A 19,301-nucleotide genomic window follows, 5' to 3' on the forward strand; every position below is an offset into this window, starting at 1 on the left:
GCGCGACCAGAATAGGGACCGCTACGCGCTCCAGCGGGAGCAAGCTCCCTCGCCACAGGGGTAGGGTTCACAGATCAGCTTGTTACCAGTTCAACACCGCCCCCACCGCGAAGGTATCGGTGTCTTCGTTCTGGGCGCTGGTGTCGTGGCCGTTGATTTCGAACTGGTTGTACTCGGCCACGAGTTTGAGGTTGTCGTTGACGTCATGGAACAACGCAATGCCGCGGGTTTCATAGTCCGCGCCGCTGCCGACCACACCATTGCCGTCGTCATTGGTCTTGCCGTAAGACAAGGCCAGGCGGTTTTTGCCCAGCTTGTACGAGCCTTGCAGCAAGTAACCGTCGCTGTCGACGTTGCGCAGGGTCGGTTCGCCGGCGTTGTTGGTGAAGAACGGGTTAATCCCTTTGGCCTGGAAACCGGAGCCGGTCAGCGACAACCCGCCCATCTTCGCCTGCACACCGTAGCCGACGCCTTTGGAGGTGACCGATTCAACGGTGGAGTCGGTATTGTCCGACGTCTGGTAGCTGCCGTTGACCCAGCTGTAAATCTTCGCGCCGCCGACGTCGAACTGATAGGTGACCTCGCTCTCGGTACGCGGATTCTCCTGATACGCCTTGCCCAACGGGCTGCTGTCGTTGGTGTCCACCGGGTCGAGAATTCCCACGGCCACCCGCAAACCCTCCATCACCGGGGTGCGATAGGTGATCTGCGAGGTCGGGAATGGGTACGGGTAACCCGTACCGATATTGCCGAACGACACGCCGCCACCGTCCACCAACCCCAGGGTATCGCTGACCTGGCCGTAACCGGCGAGCATTTCATCGAGCAGAATGTTGGAGCGGGCGAACAGGCCGAAGTCCTTGCCGATCAACACTTCGCCCCATTCCGGATTGGCCACGGTGCCGTAGAACTGCCGCACGTCGATGGCGGTGTCGGTGCCATTGGTCTGGCTGTCGTTGATGGTCACCCAGAACGACGCCCGCGCACCGAGCTTCAGGTCATCGACCTGTTTGCCCATGTTGAAACCCAGGTAATTGGGCAGATAGCCCATTTTCACCCGCGCCTGTTTCCGGTCGTACTGGTCGCCGGCACGGTCCACATCGCTGTTCACGTAGAAGGCGTTGATGTAGCCGTCGGTTGAGAACGTGGTCTGGTCCTTGTCGTACAGCACGATCTCGGCCTCGGCCATCGTGCTCAAACCGAGGGTCGAGAGGCTGGCGATGAAGGCAGGCAAGTAACGATGCTTGAAGTTCTTATTGTTGTGCATGACGCGCTCCGCAGCGGGGACTGGATGTCGGAGGCGATTATCGAAAGGGGACGGGCGGCGGCATACGCTGCCTTGGGGGCGGTTTTGAAGTGCTTTGGAGTGGCCGGGCGTGAGCGGCAAATTCGGTGTAAGACCGGGCTCAGGCACGGCCCGGAACTTTAGGTGTAAGACCGGCTAGGTCGCCGCTCTGAACAGCATGTAGGCGGCGACCACGACACACACGCTGGCAAAACCGATTTGCAGGGCCCGGGCCGGGACGCGCGCGCTCAGTTGTCGGCCGACGATCATGCCGACTACGCTGGCGACAATGAACGCCACACCCAATGCGTCGATCCTGACCCCGGCATGAAATGCCCCGATCACACCGATGGCGGAAATCAGGCTGATCACCATCAAGGAGGTGGCGACGATGCCGCGCATTTGCACATCGGTCAGTTGCTTGAAGGCCGGGACAATCAAGAAGCCGCCACCGACCCCGAGCAACCCGGAAACAACGCCGGTCACCGCGCCCAATGCCGCGAGGGTCGCGGTGCATTTGGCGGTCCAGGAAAAACGCCCGGTCTGCTGATCGAGCATGCAGTTCTTCTGACCCCAGTTGGCGTGGCCGTGGTCGCTCGGTCCTTCTTCCTGGCGCTCGCGACGCAACATCCGCCAGGCCACCATGACCATCAGCAGACTGAACAGGATCATCAGGATTTTTTCCGGCAACTGATGGGCGAAGTAGATGCCGACCGGCGAAAAAATCGCCCCCAGCAGTGCGATCAGCAACGCCGCGCGATAGCGCACCAGGCCATGGCGCAAACCATCAATAGCCCCGACCGCTGCCGCGCTGCCCACCGCAAACAACGCCACTGGCGCAGCCTGGGTCATGGTCAATCCCAGCCCCAGCACCAAGGCCGGCACTGCAAGAATGCCGCCCCCTGCCCCGGTCAATCCCAGGACGAGGCCCATCACCACGCCAAAAAAACCTGCCAACAGCATAAAACGCTCGTAATCCGTGGGAAAAAGCCGGGAACGCCCGGTATCGATGTCTGACAGGATAGAGCCCGTGCGAATTTTTTCCTTCAGCATTTAACGCGGGGCTGGTCAGCGCAGGGAAAATGACACTACCCTCTTGGCTCGTCCTGAAAGAAACGGCCACCATGCCTGCCTTGATTGAAGCTTTTTTAGACCCTGCCTCCTCGACCTACAGTTACGTGATTCATGAAGGTGCTGGCAGTCAATGCGCCATCGTCGACCCGGTCCTCGACTACGACCCCGCCGCCGGTCGCACCGCCACCACCCAGGCGGACAAAATCATCGCCTTCGTTCGCAAGCATCAGTTGCAAGTGCAATGGCTGCTGGAAACCCACGCCCATGCCGATCACCTGTCCGCAGCACCGTATCTGCGTCGCGAGCTGGGCGGCAAAATCACCATCGGCCAGTCGATCAGCAAGGTCCAGGGCGTGTTCAAGGCCCTGTTCAACCTTGAGCCGGCATTTCGCAGTGACGGTTCGCAATTCGACCACCTGTTCGCCCCGGACGAATCATTCATGATCGGCCACCTCAAGGCCACGGCCCTGCATGTGCCCGGCCACACCCCGGCGGACATGGCCTATTTGATCGACGGTGACGTGATTCTGGTAGGCGATACTTTGTTCATGCCAGACGTGGGCACGGCCCGTTGCGACTTCCCCGGCGGCAATGCCCACCAGATGTTCGCCTCAATCCAAAAACTGCTGGCCTTCCCCGCCAGCGTCCGGCTCTACGTCTGCCACGACTACCCACCCGAAGGCCGCGAATCCCGCTGCATGACCACGGTCGGCGAGCAACGCAAAAGCAATATTCACGTCCATGACGGCATCGACGAAGCGGCGTTCGTCGCCATGCGCACCCAGCGTGATGCCGGGCTGGGCATGCCAACGCTGTTGCTGCCGGCGATTCAGGTGAATGTGCGGGCGGGGAATCTGCCGCCGGCGGAGGACAATGGCGTGACCTACCTGAAAATCCCCCTGAATAAACTCTGAAGCGATCGTTCCCACGCTCTGAGTCACATCCAGAAGCGGAACGCGGAGCGTCCCTGGCGGCATTCCCACGCAGAGCGTGGGAATGATCACTCTAGGCCCCCAAGGTCAGGCCATTCGCAGGCAACGGCAACGCGGTTTTATAGCGCACTTGCTTGAGCGCAAAGCTTGAACGGATGTTGGCCACACCAGGCACTTTGGTCAGGAAGTCCATCATGAAGCGTTCCAGCGACTGAATGGTCGGCACCAGCACCCGGATCAGATAGTCCGGGTCCCCCGCCATCAAATAGCATTCCATTACTTCCGGGCGATCCGAAATCGCTTCCTCGAAATGCTGCAACGCCTCTTCCACCTGTTTTTCCAGGCTGACATGAATAAACACGTTCACGTGCAGGCCCAGCAAGTCGGCGTCCAGCAGCGTCACTTGCTCGCGAATCAGCCCTAATTCTTCCATCGCCTTGACCCGGTTGAAGCACGGCGTTGGCGACAGGTTCACCGAGCGTGCGAGGTCGGCGTTGGTGATACGGGCGTTCTCCTGAAGGCTGTTCAAAATGCCGATATCGGTACGGTCCAGTTTGCGCATGAGACAAAACCACCTGTTTTTTATGTTTATGCAGGTTTTTTATCCTCAAATGATCTCCCGCGCAACGAAACAGAGATAAATATTCTTCTGCGCCGGGCCTATGATTGTTGTAGGACAAGATTTCTTTTATCGAAGAATGACGGTCAGCTCACTACAAGAAATTCACAAGATCGAGCGTAGAAGCCATGAACCAAGCGTATGAACCGCTGCACCTGCACGTTCCCGAACCATCGGGCCGCCCTGGCTGCAAAACCGACTTCTCCTACCTGCGTCTGACCGACGCCGGCACGGTGCGCAAACCCCCAATCGACGTTGAACCCGCCGACACCGCCGACCTGGCCAAAGGCCTGATTCGCGTGCTCGACGACCAGGGTAATGCCCTCGGTCCATGGGCTGAAGGCGTACCGGTCGAGATCCTGCGAAAAGGCATGCGCGCCATGCTCAAGACGCGGATCTACGACAACCGCATGGTGGTCGCCCAGCGTCAGAAAAAAATGTCGTTCTACATGCAGAGCCTTGGCGAAGAAGCCATCGGCAGCGGCCAGGCCTTGGCGCTGAACGTCGATGACATGTGCTTCCCGACCTACCGCCAGCAAAGCATCCTGATGGCACGCGATGTACCGCTGGTAGACCTGATCTGCCAACTGCTGTCCAACGAGCGCGATCCGCTCAAGGGCCGTCAGTTGCCGATCATGTATTCGGTCAAGGACTATGGCTTCTTCACCATTTCCGGCAACCTCGCCACCCAATTCGTACAAGGTGTGGGCTGGGGCATGGCCTCGGCGATCAAGGGCGACACCAAAATCGCCTCGGCGTGGATTGGCGATGGCGCCACCGCTGAATCCGACTTCCACACCGCCCTCACCTTTGCCCACGTTTACCGTGCGCCAGTGATCCTCAACGTGGTCAACAACCAGTGGGCGATCTCGACGTTCCAGGCGATTGCCGGTGGTGAAGCCACTACGTTCGCCGGTCGTGGCGTCGGTTGCGGCATTGCCTCCCTGCGGGTCGACGGCAACGATTTCGTCGCGGTCTATGCCGCCTCCGCCTGGGCCGCCGAACGTGCGCGCCGCAACCTCGGCCCGACCATGATCGAATGGGTCACCTACCGCGCCGGCCCTCACTCCACTTCCGATGATCCGTCCAAATACCGTCCTGCCGACGACTGGAGCTACTTCCCGTTGGGCGACCCGATTGCGCGCCTCAAGCAGCACCTGATCAAGATCGGCCACTGGTCCGAAGAGGAACACGTTGCCGTCAGCGCCGAACTGGAAGCCGAAGTGATTGCCGCCCAGAAAGAAGCCGAGCAGTACGGCACCCTGGCCGGTGGCCAGATTCCAAGCGCCGCGACCATGTTCGAAGACGTCTATAAAGAGATGCCGGAGCACTTGAAGCGCCAGCGTCAAGAGTTGGGGATCTGACATGAACGATCACAACAATAATATCGAGTTGGAAACCGCCATGACCACGACCACCATGACCATGATCCAGGCCCTGCGCTCGGCCATGGATGTGATGCTTGAGCGTGACGACAACGTCGTGGTGTTCGGCCAGGACGTCGGTTACTTCGGCGGTGTGTTCCGCTGCACCGAAGGCCTGCAGACCAAGTACGGCACCTCCCGGGTGTTCGATGCGCCGATCTCAGAAAGCGGCATTGTCGGCGTTGCCGTGGGCATGGGTGCCTACGGTCTGCGCCCGGTCGCCGAGATCCAGTTCGCCGACTACGTGTACCCGGCGTCGGACCAGATCATTTCCGAAGCCGCGCGCCTGCGCTATCGCTCGGCCGGCGAGTTCACCGCACCGATGACCCTGCGCATGCCTTGCGGCGGCGGCATCTACGGTGGCCAGACCCACAGCCAAAGTATTGAGGCGATGTTTACTCAGGTCTGCGGCTTGCGCACGGTCATGCCGTCCAACCCTTACGACGCCAAAGGCCTGCTGATCGCCTCCATCGAAAACGATGACCCGGTGATCTTCCTCGAGCCAAAACGCCTGTACAACGGCCCGTTCGACGGCCACCACGACCGCCCGGTAACCCCGTGGTCGAAACACCCGGCCGCCCAGGTCCCGGACGGTTACTACACCGTGCCGCTGGACGTGGCCGCCATCGCCCGTCCCGGCAAGGACGTGACCATCCTGACCTACGGCACCACCGTTTACGTGTCGCAAGTCGCCGCAGAAGAAACCGGGATCGACGCTGAAGTCATCGACCTGCGCAGCCTGTGGCCGCTGGACCTGGACGCCATCGTCAAATCGGTGAAGAAAACCGGCCGCTGCGTGATCGTTCACGAAGCGACCCGCACGTGCGGCTTCGGCGCCGAACTGGTCGCCCTGGTGCAAGAGCATTGCTTCCACCACCTGGAAGCGCCGATCGAACGCGTCACCGGTTGGGACACTCCCTACCCGCACGCGCAAGAGTGGGCGTATTTCCCTGGTCCGTCCCGAGTGGGCGCGGCGTTGAAACGGGTCATGGAGGTCTGAATGGGCACGCACGTTATTAAAATGCCGGACATTGGCGAAGGCATTGCAGAAGTTGAATTGTCGGTATGGCACGTCAAGGTTGGCGACATGGTCGTCGAAGATCAGGTGCTGGCCGATGTGATGACGGACAAGGCGATGGTCGACATCCCGTCTCCGGTGCACGGCAAGGTGATTGCGCTGGGCGGACAGCCAGGCGAAGTCATGGCGGTGGGCAGCATCCTGATCAGCATTGAAGTCGAAGGCGCGGGCAACGTTAAAGAGTCGGCTCAGCCGGCAGCCCCTGCGGTGAAAGAAGCGCCGGTTGCGACGCCGAAAGTTGAGCCCGTGGTCGCAAGCAAACCGGTCGTTGCAGCAGCGCCCCGGGCCGCTGTTTGCCAAGGCCCGATGGTCGCTCGCGAAGCCGACGAACGTCCGCTGGCCTCCCCGGCCGTGCGCAAACATGCGCTGGACCTCGGCATCCAGTTGCGTCTGGTCCGTGGCACCGGCCCTGCCGGTCGCGTGTTGCACGAAGACCTCGACGCCTATCTGGCCCAGGGTCAGCAGCCGCAATCGACCGTGGCCGCCGCTTACGCCCAGCGTAATGACGAAGAACAAATCCCGGTCATCGGCATGCGTCGCAAGATCGCCCAGCGCATGCAGGATGCCACTCAGCGTGCCGCGCACTTCAGTTATGTCGAAGAAATCGACGTCACCGCCGTTGAAGAACTGCGCGCGCACCTGAACGAAAAACACGGGGCGACCCGAGGCAAGCTGACATTGCTGCCGTTCCTGGTCCGCGCACTGGTTGTCGCCCTGCGCGACTTCCCGCAGATCAATGCCCGTTACGACGACGAAGCCCAGGTTATCACCCGCCTCGGCGCCGTCCACGTGGGCATCGCCACGCAAGCCGACATCGGCTTGATGGTGCCAGTGGTACGTCACGCCGAAGCCCGCAGCCTGTGGGACAACGCGACCGAAATCTCCCGCTTGGCCACGGCCGCACGAAATGGCAAGGCCAGCCGCGATGAACTGTCCGGCTCGAGCATCACCCTGACCAGCCTCGGCGCGCTGGGCGGCATCGTCAGCACCCCGGTGCTGAACCTGCCGGAAGTGGCGATCGTCGGCGTCAACAAGATCGTCGAACGCCCGATGGTGGTCAAAGGCCAAATCGTGATTCGCAAGATGATGAACCTCTCCAGCTCCTTCGATCACCGCGTGGTCGATGGCATGGACGCGGCGCAATTCATCCAGGCCATCCGTGGTTTGCTCGAACAACCCGCCACCCTGTTTGTGGAGTAAGAGATGCAGACTTTGAACACCACTCTGCTGATCATCGGCGGCGGCCCTGGCGGTTATGTGACGGCGATCCGTGCCGGCCAGTTGGGCATCTCGACCATTCTGGTGGAAGGCGAATCGTTGGGCGGTACGTGCCTGAACATCGGCTGCATTCCGTCGAAGGCGTTGATTCATGTCGCTGAACAGTTCCACCAGACGCAACACCACAGCCAGCACTCTGCGCTGGGCATCAGCGTCTCCGCGCCAACCCTCGACATCGGCAAAAGCGTCGAGTGGAAGGACGGCATCGTTGATCGCCTGACCACCGGCGTCGCGGCGCTGTTGAAAAAGAACAAAGTCCAGGTCATTCAAGGCTGGGCGAAAGTGATCGACGGCAAAACCGTGGAAGTAGGCGATACGCGAATCCAGTGCGAGCACCTGGTGCTGGCCACGGGCTCGAAAAGCGTGAACCTGCCGATGTTGCCGATTGGCGGACCGATCATCTCCTCCACCGAAGCCCTGGCCCCGACGTCCGTGCCGAAACGCCTGGTCGTGGTCGGTGGCGGTTACATCGGTCTGGAGCTCGGAATTGCCTATCGCAAACTCGGCGCTGACGTGAGCGTGGTCGAGGCGCAGGAGCGCATTCTGCCGGCCTACGATGCCGAACTGACCCAGCCGGTACACGACGAACTGAAAAAGCTCGGTGTAAAGCTTTACTTGAAGCACAGCGTCCAAGGCTTTGATTCTTCTAGTAATACACTGCAAGTTTTGCAACCGGGTGGCGACACCCTGAACCTGGAAACGGATCAGGTGCTGGTAGCCGTCGGTCGCAAGCCGAACACCCAGGGCTGGAACCTTGAAGCGCTGAATCTGGACATGAATGGCTCGGCGATCAAGATCGACCATCGCTGCCAGACCAGTATGCGCAACGTGTACGCCATCGGCGACCTGAGCGGCGAACCGATGCTCGCGCACCGGGCCATGGCTCAGGGCGAGATGGTGGCCGAACTGATCAGCGGAAAATCCCGCGAGTTCAACCCGACCGCCATCGCTGCCGTGTGCTTCACCGACCCGGAACTGGTGGTGGTCGGCAAGACCCCGGACGACGTCAAGGCTGCCGGCCTGGACTGCATCGTTTCCAGTTTCCCGTTCGCGGCCAATGGCCGGGCGATGACGCTGGAATCGAAAAGCGGCTTCGTGCGCGTCGTGGCACGCCGTGACAATCATGTGATTGTTGGCTGGCAAGCGGTGGGTGTGGGCGTTTCGGAGTTGTCGACGGCGTTTGGCCAGAGCCTGGAAATGGGCGCTCGGCTGGAGGACATTGCCGGCACAATTCATGCGCACCCGACGCTGGGCGAGGCGGTGCAAGAAGCCGCGCTGCGCGCTTTGGGGCATGCACTGCACCTGTGATTCAGAACATGGATGGCGGCATAGATGACCCCATCGCCAGCAGGCCAGCTCCCACATTTGCAATGCCTTCTCCTGTGGGAGCCAGCCTGCCAGCGATTTCTTGAGGTCAACTCGATTTATCTGTCCGTCATCCGATAGTCCGGGCTGCGAAACAGGCCCGTAATGAAGTATTGTTGTCCCCATCCAGAAAAACGTCAGAAGCCTTGAACCGTTTCGGCGGTTGTTAAGTGATAGAGGGTGTCATGGGTAACGAAAGCATCAATTGGGACAAGTTGGGTTTTGACTACATCAAGACAGACAAGCGCTATCTGTCGCACTGGCGTAATGGCGAGTGGGACACAGGCACCCTGACCGAAGACAACGTGCTGCACATCAGCGAAGGCTCCACTGCCCTTCACTATGGCCAGCAATGCTTCGAGGGCCTGAAGGCTTATCGTTGCAAGGACGGTTCGATCAACCTGTTCCGCCCGGATCAGAACGCCGCCCGCATGCAACGCAGCTGCGCCCGCCTGCTGATGCCGCAGGTGTCCACCGAGCAGTTCGTCGAAGCGTGCAAGGAAGTGGTCCGCGCCAACGAGCGTTTCATCCCGCCTTACGGCACCGGCGGCGCGCTGTACCTGCGTCCGTTCGTAATCGGCGTGGGTGACAACATCGGCGTGCGTACCGCCCCCGAGTTCATCTTCTCGATTTTCTGCATTCCGGTCGGCGCTTACTTCAAAGGTGGCCTGACCCCGCACAACTTCCTGATCTCCAGCTACGACCGCGCCGCTCCACAAGGCACCGGTGCAGCCAAGGTCGGTGGCAACTACGCGGCCAGCCTGATGCCAGGTTCCCAGGCCAAGAAAGCCCACTTCGCCGACTGCATCTACCTGGACCCGATGACCCACACCAAAATCGAAGAAGTCGGCTCGGCCAACTTCTTCGGGATCACCCACGACAACAAGTTCGTCACGCCGAACTCGCCGTCGGTCCTGCCAGGCATCACCCGCCTGTCGTTGATCGAGCTGGCCAAATCGCGTCTGGGCCTGGAAGTGGTTGAAGGTGACGTGTTCATCGACAAGCTGTCCGACTTCAAGGAAGCCGGCGCTTGCGGTACCGCTGCGGTGATCACACCGATCGGCGGCATCAGCTACAACGACCATCTGCATGTGTTCCACAGCGAAACCGAAGTCGGCCCCGTCACCCAGAAGCTCTACAAAGAGCTGACCGGTGTTCAAACCGGTGACGTCGAAGCGCCAGCGGGCTGGATCGTCAAGGTTTGATCTGACGCCAGCGGCATCGAAGCCCTCCATCGCTTTGGCGATGGGGGGCTTTTTTTATCAGCGCTGCCCGGCTTCTCCCCGCGCAATACGTTTACCTCCCCTGCCCTTGATTCCACTCGCCTGGCCGTCCTGTTGCTTGCCCGTGCGTGCCTGGGTGATCAGTCCCGGAATCAGCGCACCTTCCGGCAGGTTTTTCCAGAACCGGGCCGGCAAATGCCCTTGCATGACTTTCGGATTCAGGCGCGCCGGATTGAAGATGTGGCTGTAGTAGGTCAGCCACATGTCGCTGTGCGGGTCGTCGACGTTTTGCGCCAGCAGCTGCCATTCAATTGGGCACTGGCGTTGGTGGATCAACTGCTCACCGTCGTAGTAGACCCCGTCCCTGGGCGTTGCAATCAACCAGCGATGCCGGCCCATGCGCCCGATAAAATGTTCACTGGCGCTGTGCAGGATGTCGTGGGCCGGTTCATGCCAGGCAACGTATTGCGGGCCCTCACCTTCAGGCATTGCGACGAATCGTACGAATGCATGTAAGTGATGAGATTCACGCTGTACCTGTTTGATTCTTCTATGAAATTCACTGCCTAATTTGTCTCCGGCCAGCATGGCGGTGCGGTCACCATGACTGACCCGCCACAGCACTTCGTACAACAGACTCCAGCGCTGATCCCCCCGATAACGAGCGGCGCGCTCCAGGGTGTCCAACAGCGTTCGCGGTATTCGTGCGTGAAACGGCCCCTGGGTTTGAGGTGGCGCATCGTCGCTGGCGAACAGATCGCAGACGCCTTCACTGGCCCAACTCACCCGGCTCGGGTCCACCTCATGGCTGAGCAGCCAGCGCGCCTGCTGGCGCCACGTGTCGAACAGGTCATCGCAATCGAGGCTGATCATCCCCATAACCCCATTTGTTGCGGTTGCGGCCGGTCGCGCAATTGCTGATACAGCAAATGGCTGGTGACCTCGGCCTGCTGCGGGTGGTAATCGCTGGTGATGAAGAATGGTTTGGCCTTGGCCAGCACGCAACGCATTCGGGTCAGGTCTTCGTAGCGGATGCGGCGCTGACGGCGCAATTCCACCAGGCGCTCGGTGGTGCGAAGGCCAATACCGGGAATGCGTGCGATCAACGATGCCTCGGCGCGATTGAGGTCCAGTGGGAAGATCTCGCGGTTCTCCAATGCCCACGCCAGTTTCGGATCGATGTCGAGCGCCAGGTGCCCGGGCCCCTTGAACAGTTCGCCAGCGGTAAAGCCGTAGCTGCGCAACAGGAAGTCCGCCTGATACAAACGGTGCTCGCGCATCAATGGCGGCGCGGCCAGCGGCACGCTTTTCGGGCTGTTGGGGATCGGGCTGAACGCCGAGTAATAGACCCTTCGCAAACTGAAGTTGCCGTACAACGCCTGGGCGCTATGGAGAATGGTGCTGTCATCGGTGTCATCAGCACCGACGATCATCTGCGTGCTCTGCCCGGCCGGGGCAAATTTCGGTGCGCGGGGTTCGTTGAGTACGGTCTGAACACCGGTGTAGATGGTTTGCATCGCTTGCTTGATCGAGCCCAGCTGTTTCTCCGGGGCCAGGGTTTGCAGGCTGGCGTCGGTGGGCAGTTCAATGTTCACGCTCAAGCGATCGGCATAGCGCCCCGCTTCCTCGATCAGCGCCGGATCGGCTTCGGGAATGGTCTTGAGGTGGATGTAGCCCCGGAACTCGTGGTCTTCGCGCAGCAGTTTGGCCACGCGGATCAGTTGCTCCATGGTGTAGTCCGCCGAGCGAATGATCCCGGAACTGAGAAACAACCCACTGACGCAGTTGCGCCGGTAGAAATCCATAGTCAGCGTCACCACTTCTTCCGGCGTGAAGCGTGCGCGTGGCACGTCGCTGGAACGTCGATTGACGCAATACTGGCAGTCATAGAGACAGAAGTTGGTCAGCAGAACCTTCAGCAACGACACGCAGCGGCCGTCCGGCGTGTAGCTGTGGCAAATGCCCATGCCGTCGGTCGAGCCCAGGCCGCTCTTGCCCTCGGAACTACGCTTCGGCGCGCCACTGCTGGCGCAAGACGCGTCGTACTTGGCGGCGTCGGCGAGAATGCTGAGCTTGTCGATGAGTTCCATGGGGCACGCCTATTACTGTGTGGATATACAGTATAGGGTCGACCTTCAAGGCACAAGTCATCAGCGAACCCTTGGTCGGGTCAGACCACATCACGCGCAGGTTGCGGTGGGCGTTGTTCGCGGATGGGTTGCACGGTTGGCTGCGCCAGCGTCAGGTCGAATTGTGCACCCAATTCCTTGCGCCCCAGCGCCGTCAACGCCAGCGCCCTGCTGTCCAGATCCTGCGTCACCCAATTGCGCTTGATCGCGGTTTGCAGCAACGCCGCCCCCAGCGAACCTCCCAAATGTGGCCGACGCATGCTCCAGTCCAGGCATGGGCACGCGAAGCGGCGACGCAAGGTGTTCAGGTCATTGACTTCAATGCCCAACCTTTCCATCAACGCCTCGCCGCTGTCGCTCAGGCGATAAGCCTGCTCGTCAGTTTCCAGCAACCAGCCTTTTTCCAGCATCCGGTCGTGCAGCAGCACCGCCAGCGTCCCGGCCATGTGGTCATAGCAAGTGCGGGCGAATTGCAGGCGATCCGGTGTACGCGAGGTGAAAGTCGGCGCAGTGTTCTGGCCGATCACCATCAGCGCTTCCAGGGCCTGGGCCACCCGCTGGTCGGCGAGGCTGTAATAACGATGGCGACCCTGCACGTGCAAACGCAGCAGCGCCAGCTCCTTGAGCTTGGCCAGGTGAGCGCTGGCGGTGGAAGCGCTGACATCGGCAATCGCCGCCAGCTCAGTGCTGGTGCGGGCGTGGCCGTCCATCAGCGAACAGAGGATTTTCGTCCGGGCCGGTTCCGCGATGGCCGCGGCCACTTGAGAGACGCCGATGTCGTGTTGTTCAACGTTCATATTTCGCTCCCGGACGAATCAAGGCCGTTTCGAACTGGAGATAGTAGCAACACTTCTCCCACCACGAACAAGGCTGCGACCCATGGACCCGATCATCGCTGCGACTCATACCGATCCCTATCCCTATTACGCCCGGCTGCGCGCCAAGGGTGGGCTGGTGTTTCACCAAGGACTGAAATTGTGGGTGGCGAGCAGCGCCCAGGCCGTTGCGGCTGTGCTGGCGCACCGGGATTGCCATGTCCGGCCGGCCGCTGAGCCGGTACCCAAAGGGATTGCCGACGGCATGGCCGGCAAGGTATTCGGGCAATTGATGCGGATGAATGAGGGCGAGCGCCAGCGTTGCCCGAGGTCGGCGATTGAGCCGGGTTTGGCGCTGATTGATGTGAACGAGGTCAACGCACTGGTGAGCGCGCGGTTGATCACGCCGGATGCCGACGGGTTGTACAACGCCATGTTCCGCGGGCCGGTTTGCGTGGTGGCGGCGCTGTTGGGGTTTTCACCGGCTCAGGGCCGGGCGATCAGTGAGCTGACGGCGGATTTCGTGGCATGTCTGTCGCCGCTCAGTGATCCGCTGCAATTGGAAACTGCCCACGCTGCCGCTGAGAAGTTAAGGGGGCATTTCGTTGAATTGCTGGATGATTCGGGCAATAAAAGCTCACTGCTCAGCGGGATTCGGACGCGTTGCGCGGGTGATCCTGAAATGTTGATTGCCAATCTGATCGGGCTGTTTTCCCAGACGTATGAAGCCACCGCCGGACTGATCGGCAACGCAATGTTGGCGTTGATTAAAAACCTGTCGCTGCTACGCGACTCGACACCCGTTGACGACTTGATCGCCGAAGTTCAGCGCTTCGACCCTTCGGTGCAGAACACCCGCCGGTTTGTCGCCGCACCGTGCGAAATCGAGGGTGTATGTCTCAATGCCGGCGATGTGGTTCTGGTGCTGCTGGCTTCGGCCAATCGAGACCCCCAACTCAATGAGAGTCCCGACGCATTCATTCTGGATCGCCCGCAGCGGCGCAGTTTTACGTTTGGTGCGGGGCGGCATCAATGTCCGGGGCAACTGCTGGCGTTGGGGATTGCCAGTGCCACGTTGAGCGAAATTCTGCTGCATCCCCCTGCGCTGGATCGATTGGCCTGGAAGTACCGGCCTTCGCTGAACGGGCGTATTCCAGTCTTTAGCGAGTATTCCCCGGCGCCGCAATGAAGGTCATCGCCACCAAGGGTCATATTGACTACCGTGCAGTCGTTACGACTACTTTTCAATGGAGTCAAAGTAACAACAGAGCCTCCACAACCCTCGTCCTGCCTGACATCCCGGACTGGCCCGTTTTTTGATCACACACTTACGTTTTCGATCAACCAACGATCGCCCCCTAAAGACAGGCTGGATTATCAGGAAGAGGATTACTGCATGCTCAACGAATTTCACAATCGCTTGGCCGTCGTTACTGGCGCGAGTTCCGGCATCGGCCTGGCTGTTACCGAACAGCTATTGGAGCAAGGCGCTCGCGTATTGGCGATGTCACGCCAGATAGGTGGCCTGGGCGAATTGGCGGAACGCTACAAGGATCAACTCGCCTGGGTGGCCGGAGATATCACCCGCCGAGAGGACCTCGCCCGGCTGGGCACTCGCGCCGAAGCCTTGGGGCCAGTGGATTTCGTGGTGCCCAATGCCGGCATTGCGCAACTGGCCGATGGCCTGGATGTAGCCGCCTTCGACCGACAGTGGGCGGTCAACGGCGCCGGTGCGCTGAACACCTTGGCCTGCCTGCGCAGCCACCTTGCGGCAACCGCGTCGGTGGTGTTCATCGGCACGTTCCTGGCCAACGTGACCTTTCCTGGTCTGGCCGCCTACATCGCCTCGAAAGCAGCGCTGATGGCGCACGTCCGGACCCTGGCCGTAGAGTTGGCGCCTCACGGCATCCGTATCAACACCGTATCGCCAGGCCCAACGGCTACCCCGATCTGGTCGACGCTAGGCTTGAAGCCTGCGGAACTGGGCGATGTCGCCAACTCGGTGAACCAGCGGCTGCTCGACGGAGAGTTTCTAAAACCGAGTGCCGTGGCAGACGTCATCCTGTTCCAATTGAGCCGTGGCGCACGTAGCGTGTACGGCCAGGATTGGGTGGTCGACAGCGGGTACACCCTGCGCTAGACCCGCATTTGTCTGCGCTTCAGGACGCCACGATCACGCCAGTCGATCCGCGACAAACTCGACAAAGGCGTGCAACTTGGGCAACGATTTCCTGGAGCGCGGATACACCATCTGCACCGGTTTGGGCGGCGGTACGTAGGCGTCCATGATCCTCACCAGCTCACCTTTGGCCAACGCCGCCGACACCAGAAAGTCGGGCTGCATCAAAATCCCCTCCCCGGCCACGGCCGCCTGCAGCAACACCTGACCGTCATTGCTCTTCAACACGGCGCTTTCGGGCCAGGGCACTTCGCTGGCGCCGTTTCTCAGCGGCCAGGCAAACCGGTTGTTCCAGGACGTATGAGTGAGAATTCGGTGCCGGTGCAAGTCCTCGGGGGACTGCGGTTCCTGCCATCTTTCCAGATACCGGGGCGAAGCGCAGATCACCATGCGATACGGCGGCAACGGCGTGGCCAGCAGGTTGACGCCAATCAGCTCGGAAATCCTGAACGCCAGATCGAATGACGTCTCGTACAGATCGATCACTTCATTGCTCAAAATCAGCTCGACCTGGATCTGCGGATAACGCTGCATGAATTCGGACACCAGCGGCCCGACCAGGGAAACGCCGAGACTCATCGGCGCGGTGATGCGCAACAGGCCGCTGGGTTCCGGGCTGGACGCTTCCACCCGACTGAACGCGTAGTTCACTTGCTCCAGCGCCAGTTTGGCTTCTTCGTAAAACAGCCGCCCCTCGCCCGTGATGGATTGCCGACGCGTGGTGCGTTTAATCAGCTGGGTATTGAGGGTTTTCTCCAGCCCCTGGATATGCCGCCCGACCATCACCGCCGACATCCCGACTTCACTGGCCGCATCGGCGAAGCTGCCCGCCTCGACCACGGCGACGAAGACTTCCATTTGCCTGAGTTTGCTCATGTCCCTGCCTTGCATTCAATACATCAGGTTAAAGGAGTAATAACCGGCGATGCGTTTATCACCCGGGACTTTGTCCCTAGAGTCACTGCAATAAAGTGCATAACGAGGCGCCATTGATGCAAACCCTACTGGACATGTCACTGAGTTCTTTTGCGCGGGCAGACCTGTTGCAAGGCCCGACGCCGATTCAGCGCGCCGAACGCCTGGAACAGCTGCTGGGTTTGAAGGCACAAGGCATCGGCCTGTTCCTCAAGCGCGATGATCACATGTTGATCGGCGGTGGCGGCAACAAACTGCGCAAACTCGAATTCCACCTCGGCGCGGCGCTGGCGGCCGGGGTCGACACGGTCATCACTATCGGCGGTCTCCAGTCCAACCATGCACGGCTAACGGCCGCCGTGTGCGCCCGCCTGGGCATTGCCTGCGAATTAATCCTGACCCGCTCGGTGCCCAAAGCCGAAATGGACTACGAGCTCAACGGCAACGTCCTGCTCGATCAGTTGTTCGGCGCCGACATACGGGTGCTTGCCGGCGGAAGCGACTCGCTTACCGAGGCCGAGAAACGCGCCGCCCACCTTCGGGAAGCCGGGCGCACAGTGTTGGTGATACCAACGGGTGGCTCAACGCCGCTGGGCAGCCTCGGTTACGCACGCTGCGCAGCGGAGATCGCGCAGCAGGAAACGCAACTCGGCCTCACCTTCAACCAGGTGGTCGTGCCCAATGGCAGCGCCGGCACCCACGCCGGACTCGCTGCAGGGTTCCAGTTGCTGGGTCGGGGTACGTCGATGGTCAAATCGTATTCGGTCTTGTCTGATCGGGACACGTCAGCGGACAGAACCGTGCGACTGACTCAGGACGCACTGACGTTATTGGGCAGCAGCGCCGTCGTTGAGGCGTCAGAGATTGTGATTGATGGCAGTCAACTGGGCGACGGTTACGGTCTGCCGACCCCCGCCATGCTCGACGCGGTGCGCCTGATGGCTCGCGCGGAAGGTCTGTTGATTGACCCCGTGTATTCCGGGAAAGCGTTTGCCGGGCTGTTGGGTGATATCAGGCAGGGACGTTTCCAGCGCGGTGACAATCTGCTGTTTGTGATGACCGGGGGAACGCCGGGGTTGTATGCGTATCGGGAGACGTTTCAGGTCTGATCCGAAAGGTTAACGGGAATCTGTGGTGAGGGTGCCTCTTCCCTCACCAATTTTGGAAAAAACGACCGAACATTCAGAAAAAACTTACATCCATTTAATGCCCATTGCTATAGCGTCCGCATCGTTTACAAAAGTTGAAACAAGGATGCTCATGGCTAGCAAGACAGACACACCTGCAGTTCAAAACCCACCGTCACGCGACGGGCACCCGGCTTGCAACAACCGCCAGGATCACTCGGGAATAGATCAGCAGGCCCACTACGTTTTCTGGATCAGTGGATTTTCAAAAGGTGATGATGAAGGTGACTTCTTAAGGTACGAACTGACCGTTCTACCTGAATTTGAAGCTGCAATATTGAATGTACTTGGCTGGAACAATCTTGATGAAAGCGCCTACGGGGATTGTTTACTGACTGCCGAGCAAATTATAAAAATCGCCATCGCCATTGATGTGCAGCTACCGACTGACCTGGACCTCTTCATAGGCGTGCGGGAATAGTGGGGAAAGCTGTTTGATTGCAGCGAGGGGCTTGCCTCCTCGCTACTTATAACGACAAACCTAATTTCAGAACCGTCCTACATCAATCAAAAACCCATTGATATAGCGTCCGCATCGCTTTCAAAAAGGATGAAACAAGGACGCTTATGGCGCGCGAAACAGACATATCTCGGATTCAAAACCCACCCTCCGGTGACGGGCACCACGTCACAAGCCGCTACATGACCGCCACCGAGTTGGCAGAGCGGGACGCCAGACAAAAAACTTACGATGACATGCTGGCCCGACAACAGGCGTATGAAGACCGTTTTATCAGGCAACCTCAACAACCGGATGATCCAGGGGGCGTGGGTTGTGTGTTCGCCAAAAGCTGCAACCTTCCCAACGGCGTCATCAACCATAACAACCCATCCGGAATTATCCCGGTCGAGAAGCTGACCGACTTCGGACAATTCACTTTACTGGGTGGTCGTGAAAGGAACGCGGCGGGAAGCATCCCTCTTAAAAAAATCAGTGGCAGTACGTTACCCGCGGGGCTGGGCACGCTTGTTTTGGGCCGGGCTGGTGCTGCTGGGGCCGCGATAAATGCGGCCGGTGGCGTCGGGATAGCATCCGGGGGGGGGTTGCTGCTGGTGCATTGCTGGGAATGGTTGCCCTGCTATGGCCATCCAGTCTGGGGGACAGTTCCCTGTACACAGAAGAACAGCTCAAGTCGCTCAAAGAAGGCCGTACACGTGTCCGACTGCATATCGAGCAACAGACCGATGGCCCCCTGAAGAGCTACGGATTCAACACCCAGAAGCGCAGTGATTGGGAACTGATTCCTGTCGTGCATTTCGTTGTTCAAGGCACTCAGCAAGTGGCTGACTTTGGTGATGGTACAACGCTGTCATGGACGCCAGCCGTTGACTCTTCCACCACTTCAGGGATCCCGCCCCTGGAAAGTGCCCCACACCCCCCCATATCTGGATTTATCCGCCGACTGCACAAGCAGATAGCATTATCGTCGACCCGATTTACCCACCTGAGTACAAAGGCTTCATCCTGGTATTTCCAGCCGACTCCGGTATTAAGCCGCTCTACATTGTCTTGGCACTGGAATTTGATGCAGCCAGTTACCATGGCAAAACGGATACCCCAGTCAAAAGCAAGGGTCCCACTAACGGACAAGACGCGCTGGAATGGGTAATTGCACAGACTTGCCCACCCATTTGCATTCGACCTGACCAATCATTTGCATCGGATTTGACCATCATGCTGCGTGGGCATGACCGGCAGAGAACGACCCAGGCTGTGTGAAAACACCTGCAATTGTCTAATCTTCTGATCGTCGAGATCGTAGCGGGGGCGATCATGAAGCGATTTATTGAAGGTGAG

18 protein-coding genes and 1 pseudogene are annotated in these 19,301 nt (G+C 59.8%); 12 read left to right on the forward strand and 7 right to left on the reverse strand.

Annotated elements, in window-relative coordinates:
• Positions 1 to 82: 82 nt before the first annotated feature.
• Together FBY01_RS28950 and FBY01_RS28955 are read right to left on the reverse strand one after the other, a co-directional pair.
• The gene (locus FBY01_RS28950) at positions 83 to 1,267 is read right to left on the reverse strand and encodes a porin (protein WP_010455156.1); all 1,185 of its coding nucleotides are present in this window, start codon (positions 1,265 to 1,267) and stop codon (positions 83 to 85) included.
• A gap of 174 nt (positions 1,268 to 1,441) precedes the next feature.
• Positions 1,442 to 2,248, reverse strand: a complete 807-nt coding sequence (locus FBY01_RS28955) for a sulfite exporter TauE/SafE family protein (protein WP_145310563.1) — start codon at positions 2,246 to 2,248, stop codon at positions 1,442 to 1,444.
• 161 nt (positions 2,249 to 2,409) lie between these two features.
• On the opposite strand from FBY01_RS28955, the gene FBY01_RS28960 reads away from it, so the two are divergent.
• Entirely contained in the window at positions 2,410 to 3,273 is an 864-nt protein-coding gene (locus tag FBY01_RS28960; protein ID WP_145310562.1) for an MBL fold metallo-hydrolase, read from the forward strand.
• Between the two features lie 91 nt (positions 3,274 to 3,364).
• Here the strand turns inward: FBY01_RS28960 and bkdR are convergent, their stop codons facing one another.
• Positions 3,365 to 3,853, reverse strand: a complete 489-nt coding sequence (gene bkdR / locus FBY01_RS28965) for a Bkd operon transcriptional regulator BkdR (protein WP_025111414.1) — start codon at positions 3,851 to 3,853, stop codon at positions 3,365 to 3,367.
• Positions 3,854 to 4,038: 185 nt separating this feature from the next.
• On the opposite strand from bkdR, the gene FBY01_RS28970 reads away from it, so the two are divergent.
• The 5 genes from FBY01_RS28970 to FBY01_RS28990 all read left to right on the forward strand — a co-directional run bounded on the left by FBY01_RS28970 (position 4,039) and on the right by FBY01_RS28990 (position 10,260).
• Complete coding sequence (locus FBY01_RS28970) at positions 4,039 to 5,274, forward strand: 3-methyl-2-oxobutanoate dehydrogenase (2-methylpropanoyl-transferring) subunit alpha (protein WP_010455169.1); 1,236 nt, start codon at positions 4,039 to 4,041, stop codon at positions 5,272 to 5,274.
• 1 nt (position 5,275) lies between these two features.
• Complete coding sequence (locus FBY01_RS28975; protein ID WP_010455171.1) at positions 5,276 to 6,334, forward strand: alpha-ketoacid dehydrogenase subunit beta; 1,059 nt, start codon at positions 5,276 to 5,278, stop codon at positions 6,332 to 6,334.
• Positions 6,335 to 7,612 (forward strand): dihydrolipoamide acetyltransferase family protein, encoded by a 1,278-nt coding sequence (locus tag FBY01_RS28980; protein ID WP_145310560.1) that lies wholly within the window; start codon positions 6,335 to 6,337, stop codon positions 7,610 to 7,612.
• 3 nt (positions 7,613 to 7,615) lie between these two features.
• Positions 7,616 to 8,998: a dihydrolipoyl dehydrogenase gene (gene lpdA / locus FBY01_RS28985; RefSeq protein ID WP_077749304.1), complete on the forward strand. Its 1,383-nt coding sequence runs from the start codon at positions 7,616 to 7,618 to the stop codon at positions 8,996 to 8,998.
• Positions 8,999 to 9,240: 242 nt separating this feature from the next.
• A complete protein-coding gene (locus FBY01_RS28990; protein ID WP_010455177.1) occupies positions 9,241 to 10,260 on the forward strand; it encodes a branched-chain amino acid aminotransferase in 1,020 nt (339 codons plus the stop codon).
• A 57-nt stretch (positions 10,261 to 10,317) separates the two neighbouring features.
• Here FBY01_RS28990 and FBY01_RS28995 read toward each other — a convergent pair whose 3' ends face one another.
• From FBY01_RS28995 to FBY01_RS29005, 3 genes are all read right to left on the reverse strand, one after another.
• Positions 10,318 to 11,151 carry a TIGR03915 family putative DNA repair protein gene (locus FBY01_RS28995; RefSeq protein WP_145310558.1) on the reverse strand — a complete coding sequence of 278 codons (834 nt, stop codon included), beginning with the start codon at positions 11,149 to 11,151 and terminating at the stop codon, positions 10,318 to 10,320.
• Positions 11,148 to 12,368, reverse strand: coding sequence for a putative DNA modification/repair radical SAM protein (locus FBY01_RS29000; protein WP_077749306.1), 1,221 nt, complete (start codon positions 12,366 to 12,368; stop codon positions 11,148 to 11,150). Before FBY01_RS29000 ends, FBY01_RS28995 begins: the two co-directional genes overlap by 4 nt.
• Positions 12,369 to 12,448: 80 nt before the next feature.
• Positions 12,449 to 13,204 (reverse strand): helix-turn-helix transcriptional regulator, encoded by a 756-nt coding sequence (locus FBY01_RS29005; protein WP_145310556.1) that lies wholly within the window; start codon positions 13,202 to 13,204, stop codon positions 12,449 to 12,451.
• Between the two features lie 82 nt (positions 13,205 to 13,286).
• On the opposite strand from FBY01_RS29005, the gene FBY01_RS29010 reads away from it, so the two are divergent.
• Together FBY01_RS29010 and FBY01_RS29015 are read left to right on the forward strand one after the other, a co-directional pair.
• Positions 13,287 to 14,411, forward strand: coding sequence for a cytochrome P450 (locus FBY01_RS29010; RefSeq protein ID WP_145310553.1), 1,125 nt, complete (start codon positions 13,287 to 13,289; stop codon positions 14,409 to 14,411).
• 207 nt (positions 14,412 to 14,618) lie between these two features.
• Positions 14,619 to 15,362, forward strand: a complete 744-nt coding sequence (locus FBY01_RS29015; RefSeq protein ID WP_145310551.1) for an SDR family NAD(P)-dependent oxidoreductase — start codon at positions 14,619 to 14,621, stop codon at positions 15,360 to 15,362.
• Positions 15,363 to 15,395: 33 nt separating this feature from the next.
• Here the strand turns inward: FBY01_RS29015 and FBY01_RS29020 are convergent, their stop codons facing one another.
• Complete coding sequence (locus FBY01_RS29020) at positions 15,396 to 16,277, reverse strand: LysR family transcriptional regulator (RefSeq protein WP_077749310.1); 882 nt, start codon at positions 16,275 to 16,277, stop codon at positions 15,396 to 15,398.
• A gap of 116 nt (positions 16,278 to 16,393) precedes the next feature.
• Between FBY01_RS29020 and FBY01_RS29025 the strand changes: the two genes are divergently transcribed.
• From FBY01_RS29025 to FBY01_RS32395, 4 genes and pseudogenes are all read left to right on the forward strand, one after another.
• Entirely contained in the window at positions 16,394 to 17,425 is a 1,032-nt protein-coding gene (locus FBY01_RS29025) for a D-cysteine desulfhydrase family protein (protein WP_145310548.1), read from the forward strand.
• Between the two features lie 151 nt (positions 17,426 to 17,576).
• Positions 17,577 to 17,924, forward strand: coding sequence for a pyocin S6 family toxin immunity protein (locus tag FBY01_RS29030; protein ID WP_306092901.1), 348 nt, complete (start codon positions 17,577 to 17,579; stop codon positions 17,922 to 17,924).
• A 221-nt stretch (positions 17,925 to 18,145) separates the two neighbouring features.
• Positions 18,146 to 18,700, forward strand: a complete 555-nt coding sequence (locus FBY01_RS32390; protein WP_372241908.1) for a hypothetical protein — start codon at positions 18,146 to 18,148, stop codon at positions 18,698 to 18,700.
• Positions 18,673 to 19,223: pseudogene (locus FBY01_RS32395) on the forward strand (S-type pyocin domain-containing protein). Before FBY01_RS32390 ends, FBY01_RS32395 begins: the two are co-directional and overlap by 28 nt.
• Positions 19,224 to 19,301 lie beyond the last annotated feature (78 nt).

The sequence above is a fragment of the Pseudomonas sp. SJZ077 genome, from assembly GCF_007993905.1.
Classification (GTDB): Bacteria; Pseudomonadota; Gammaproteobacteria; order Pseudomonadales; family Pseudomonadaceae; genus Aquipseudomonas; species Aquipseudomonas mandelii.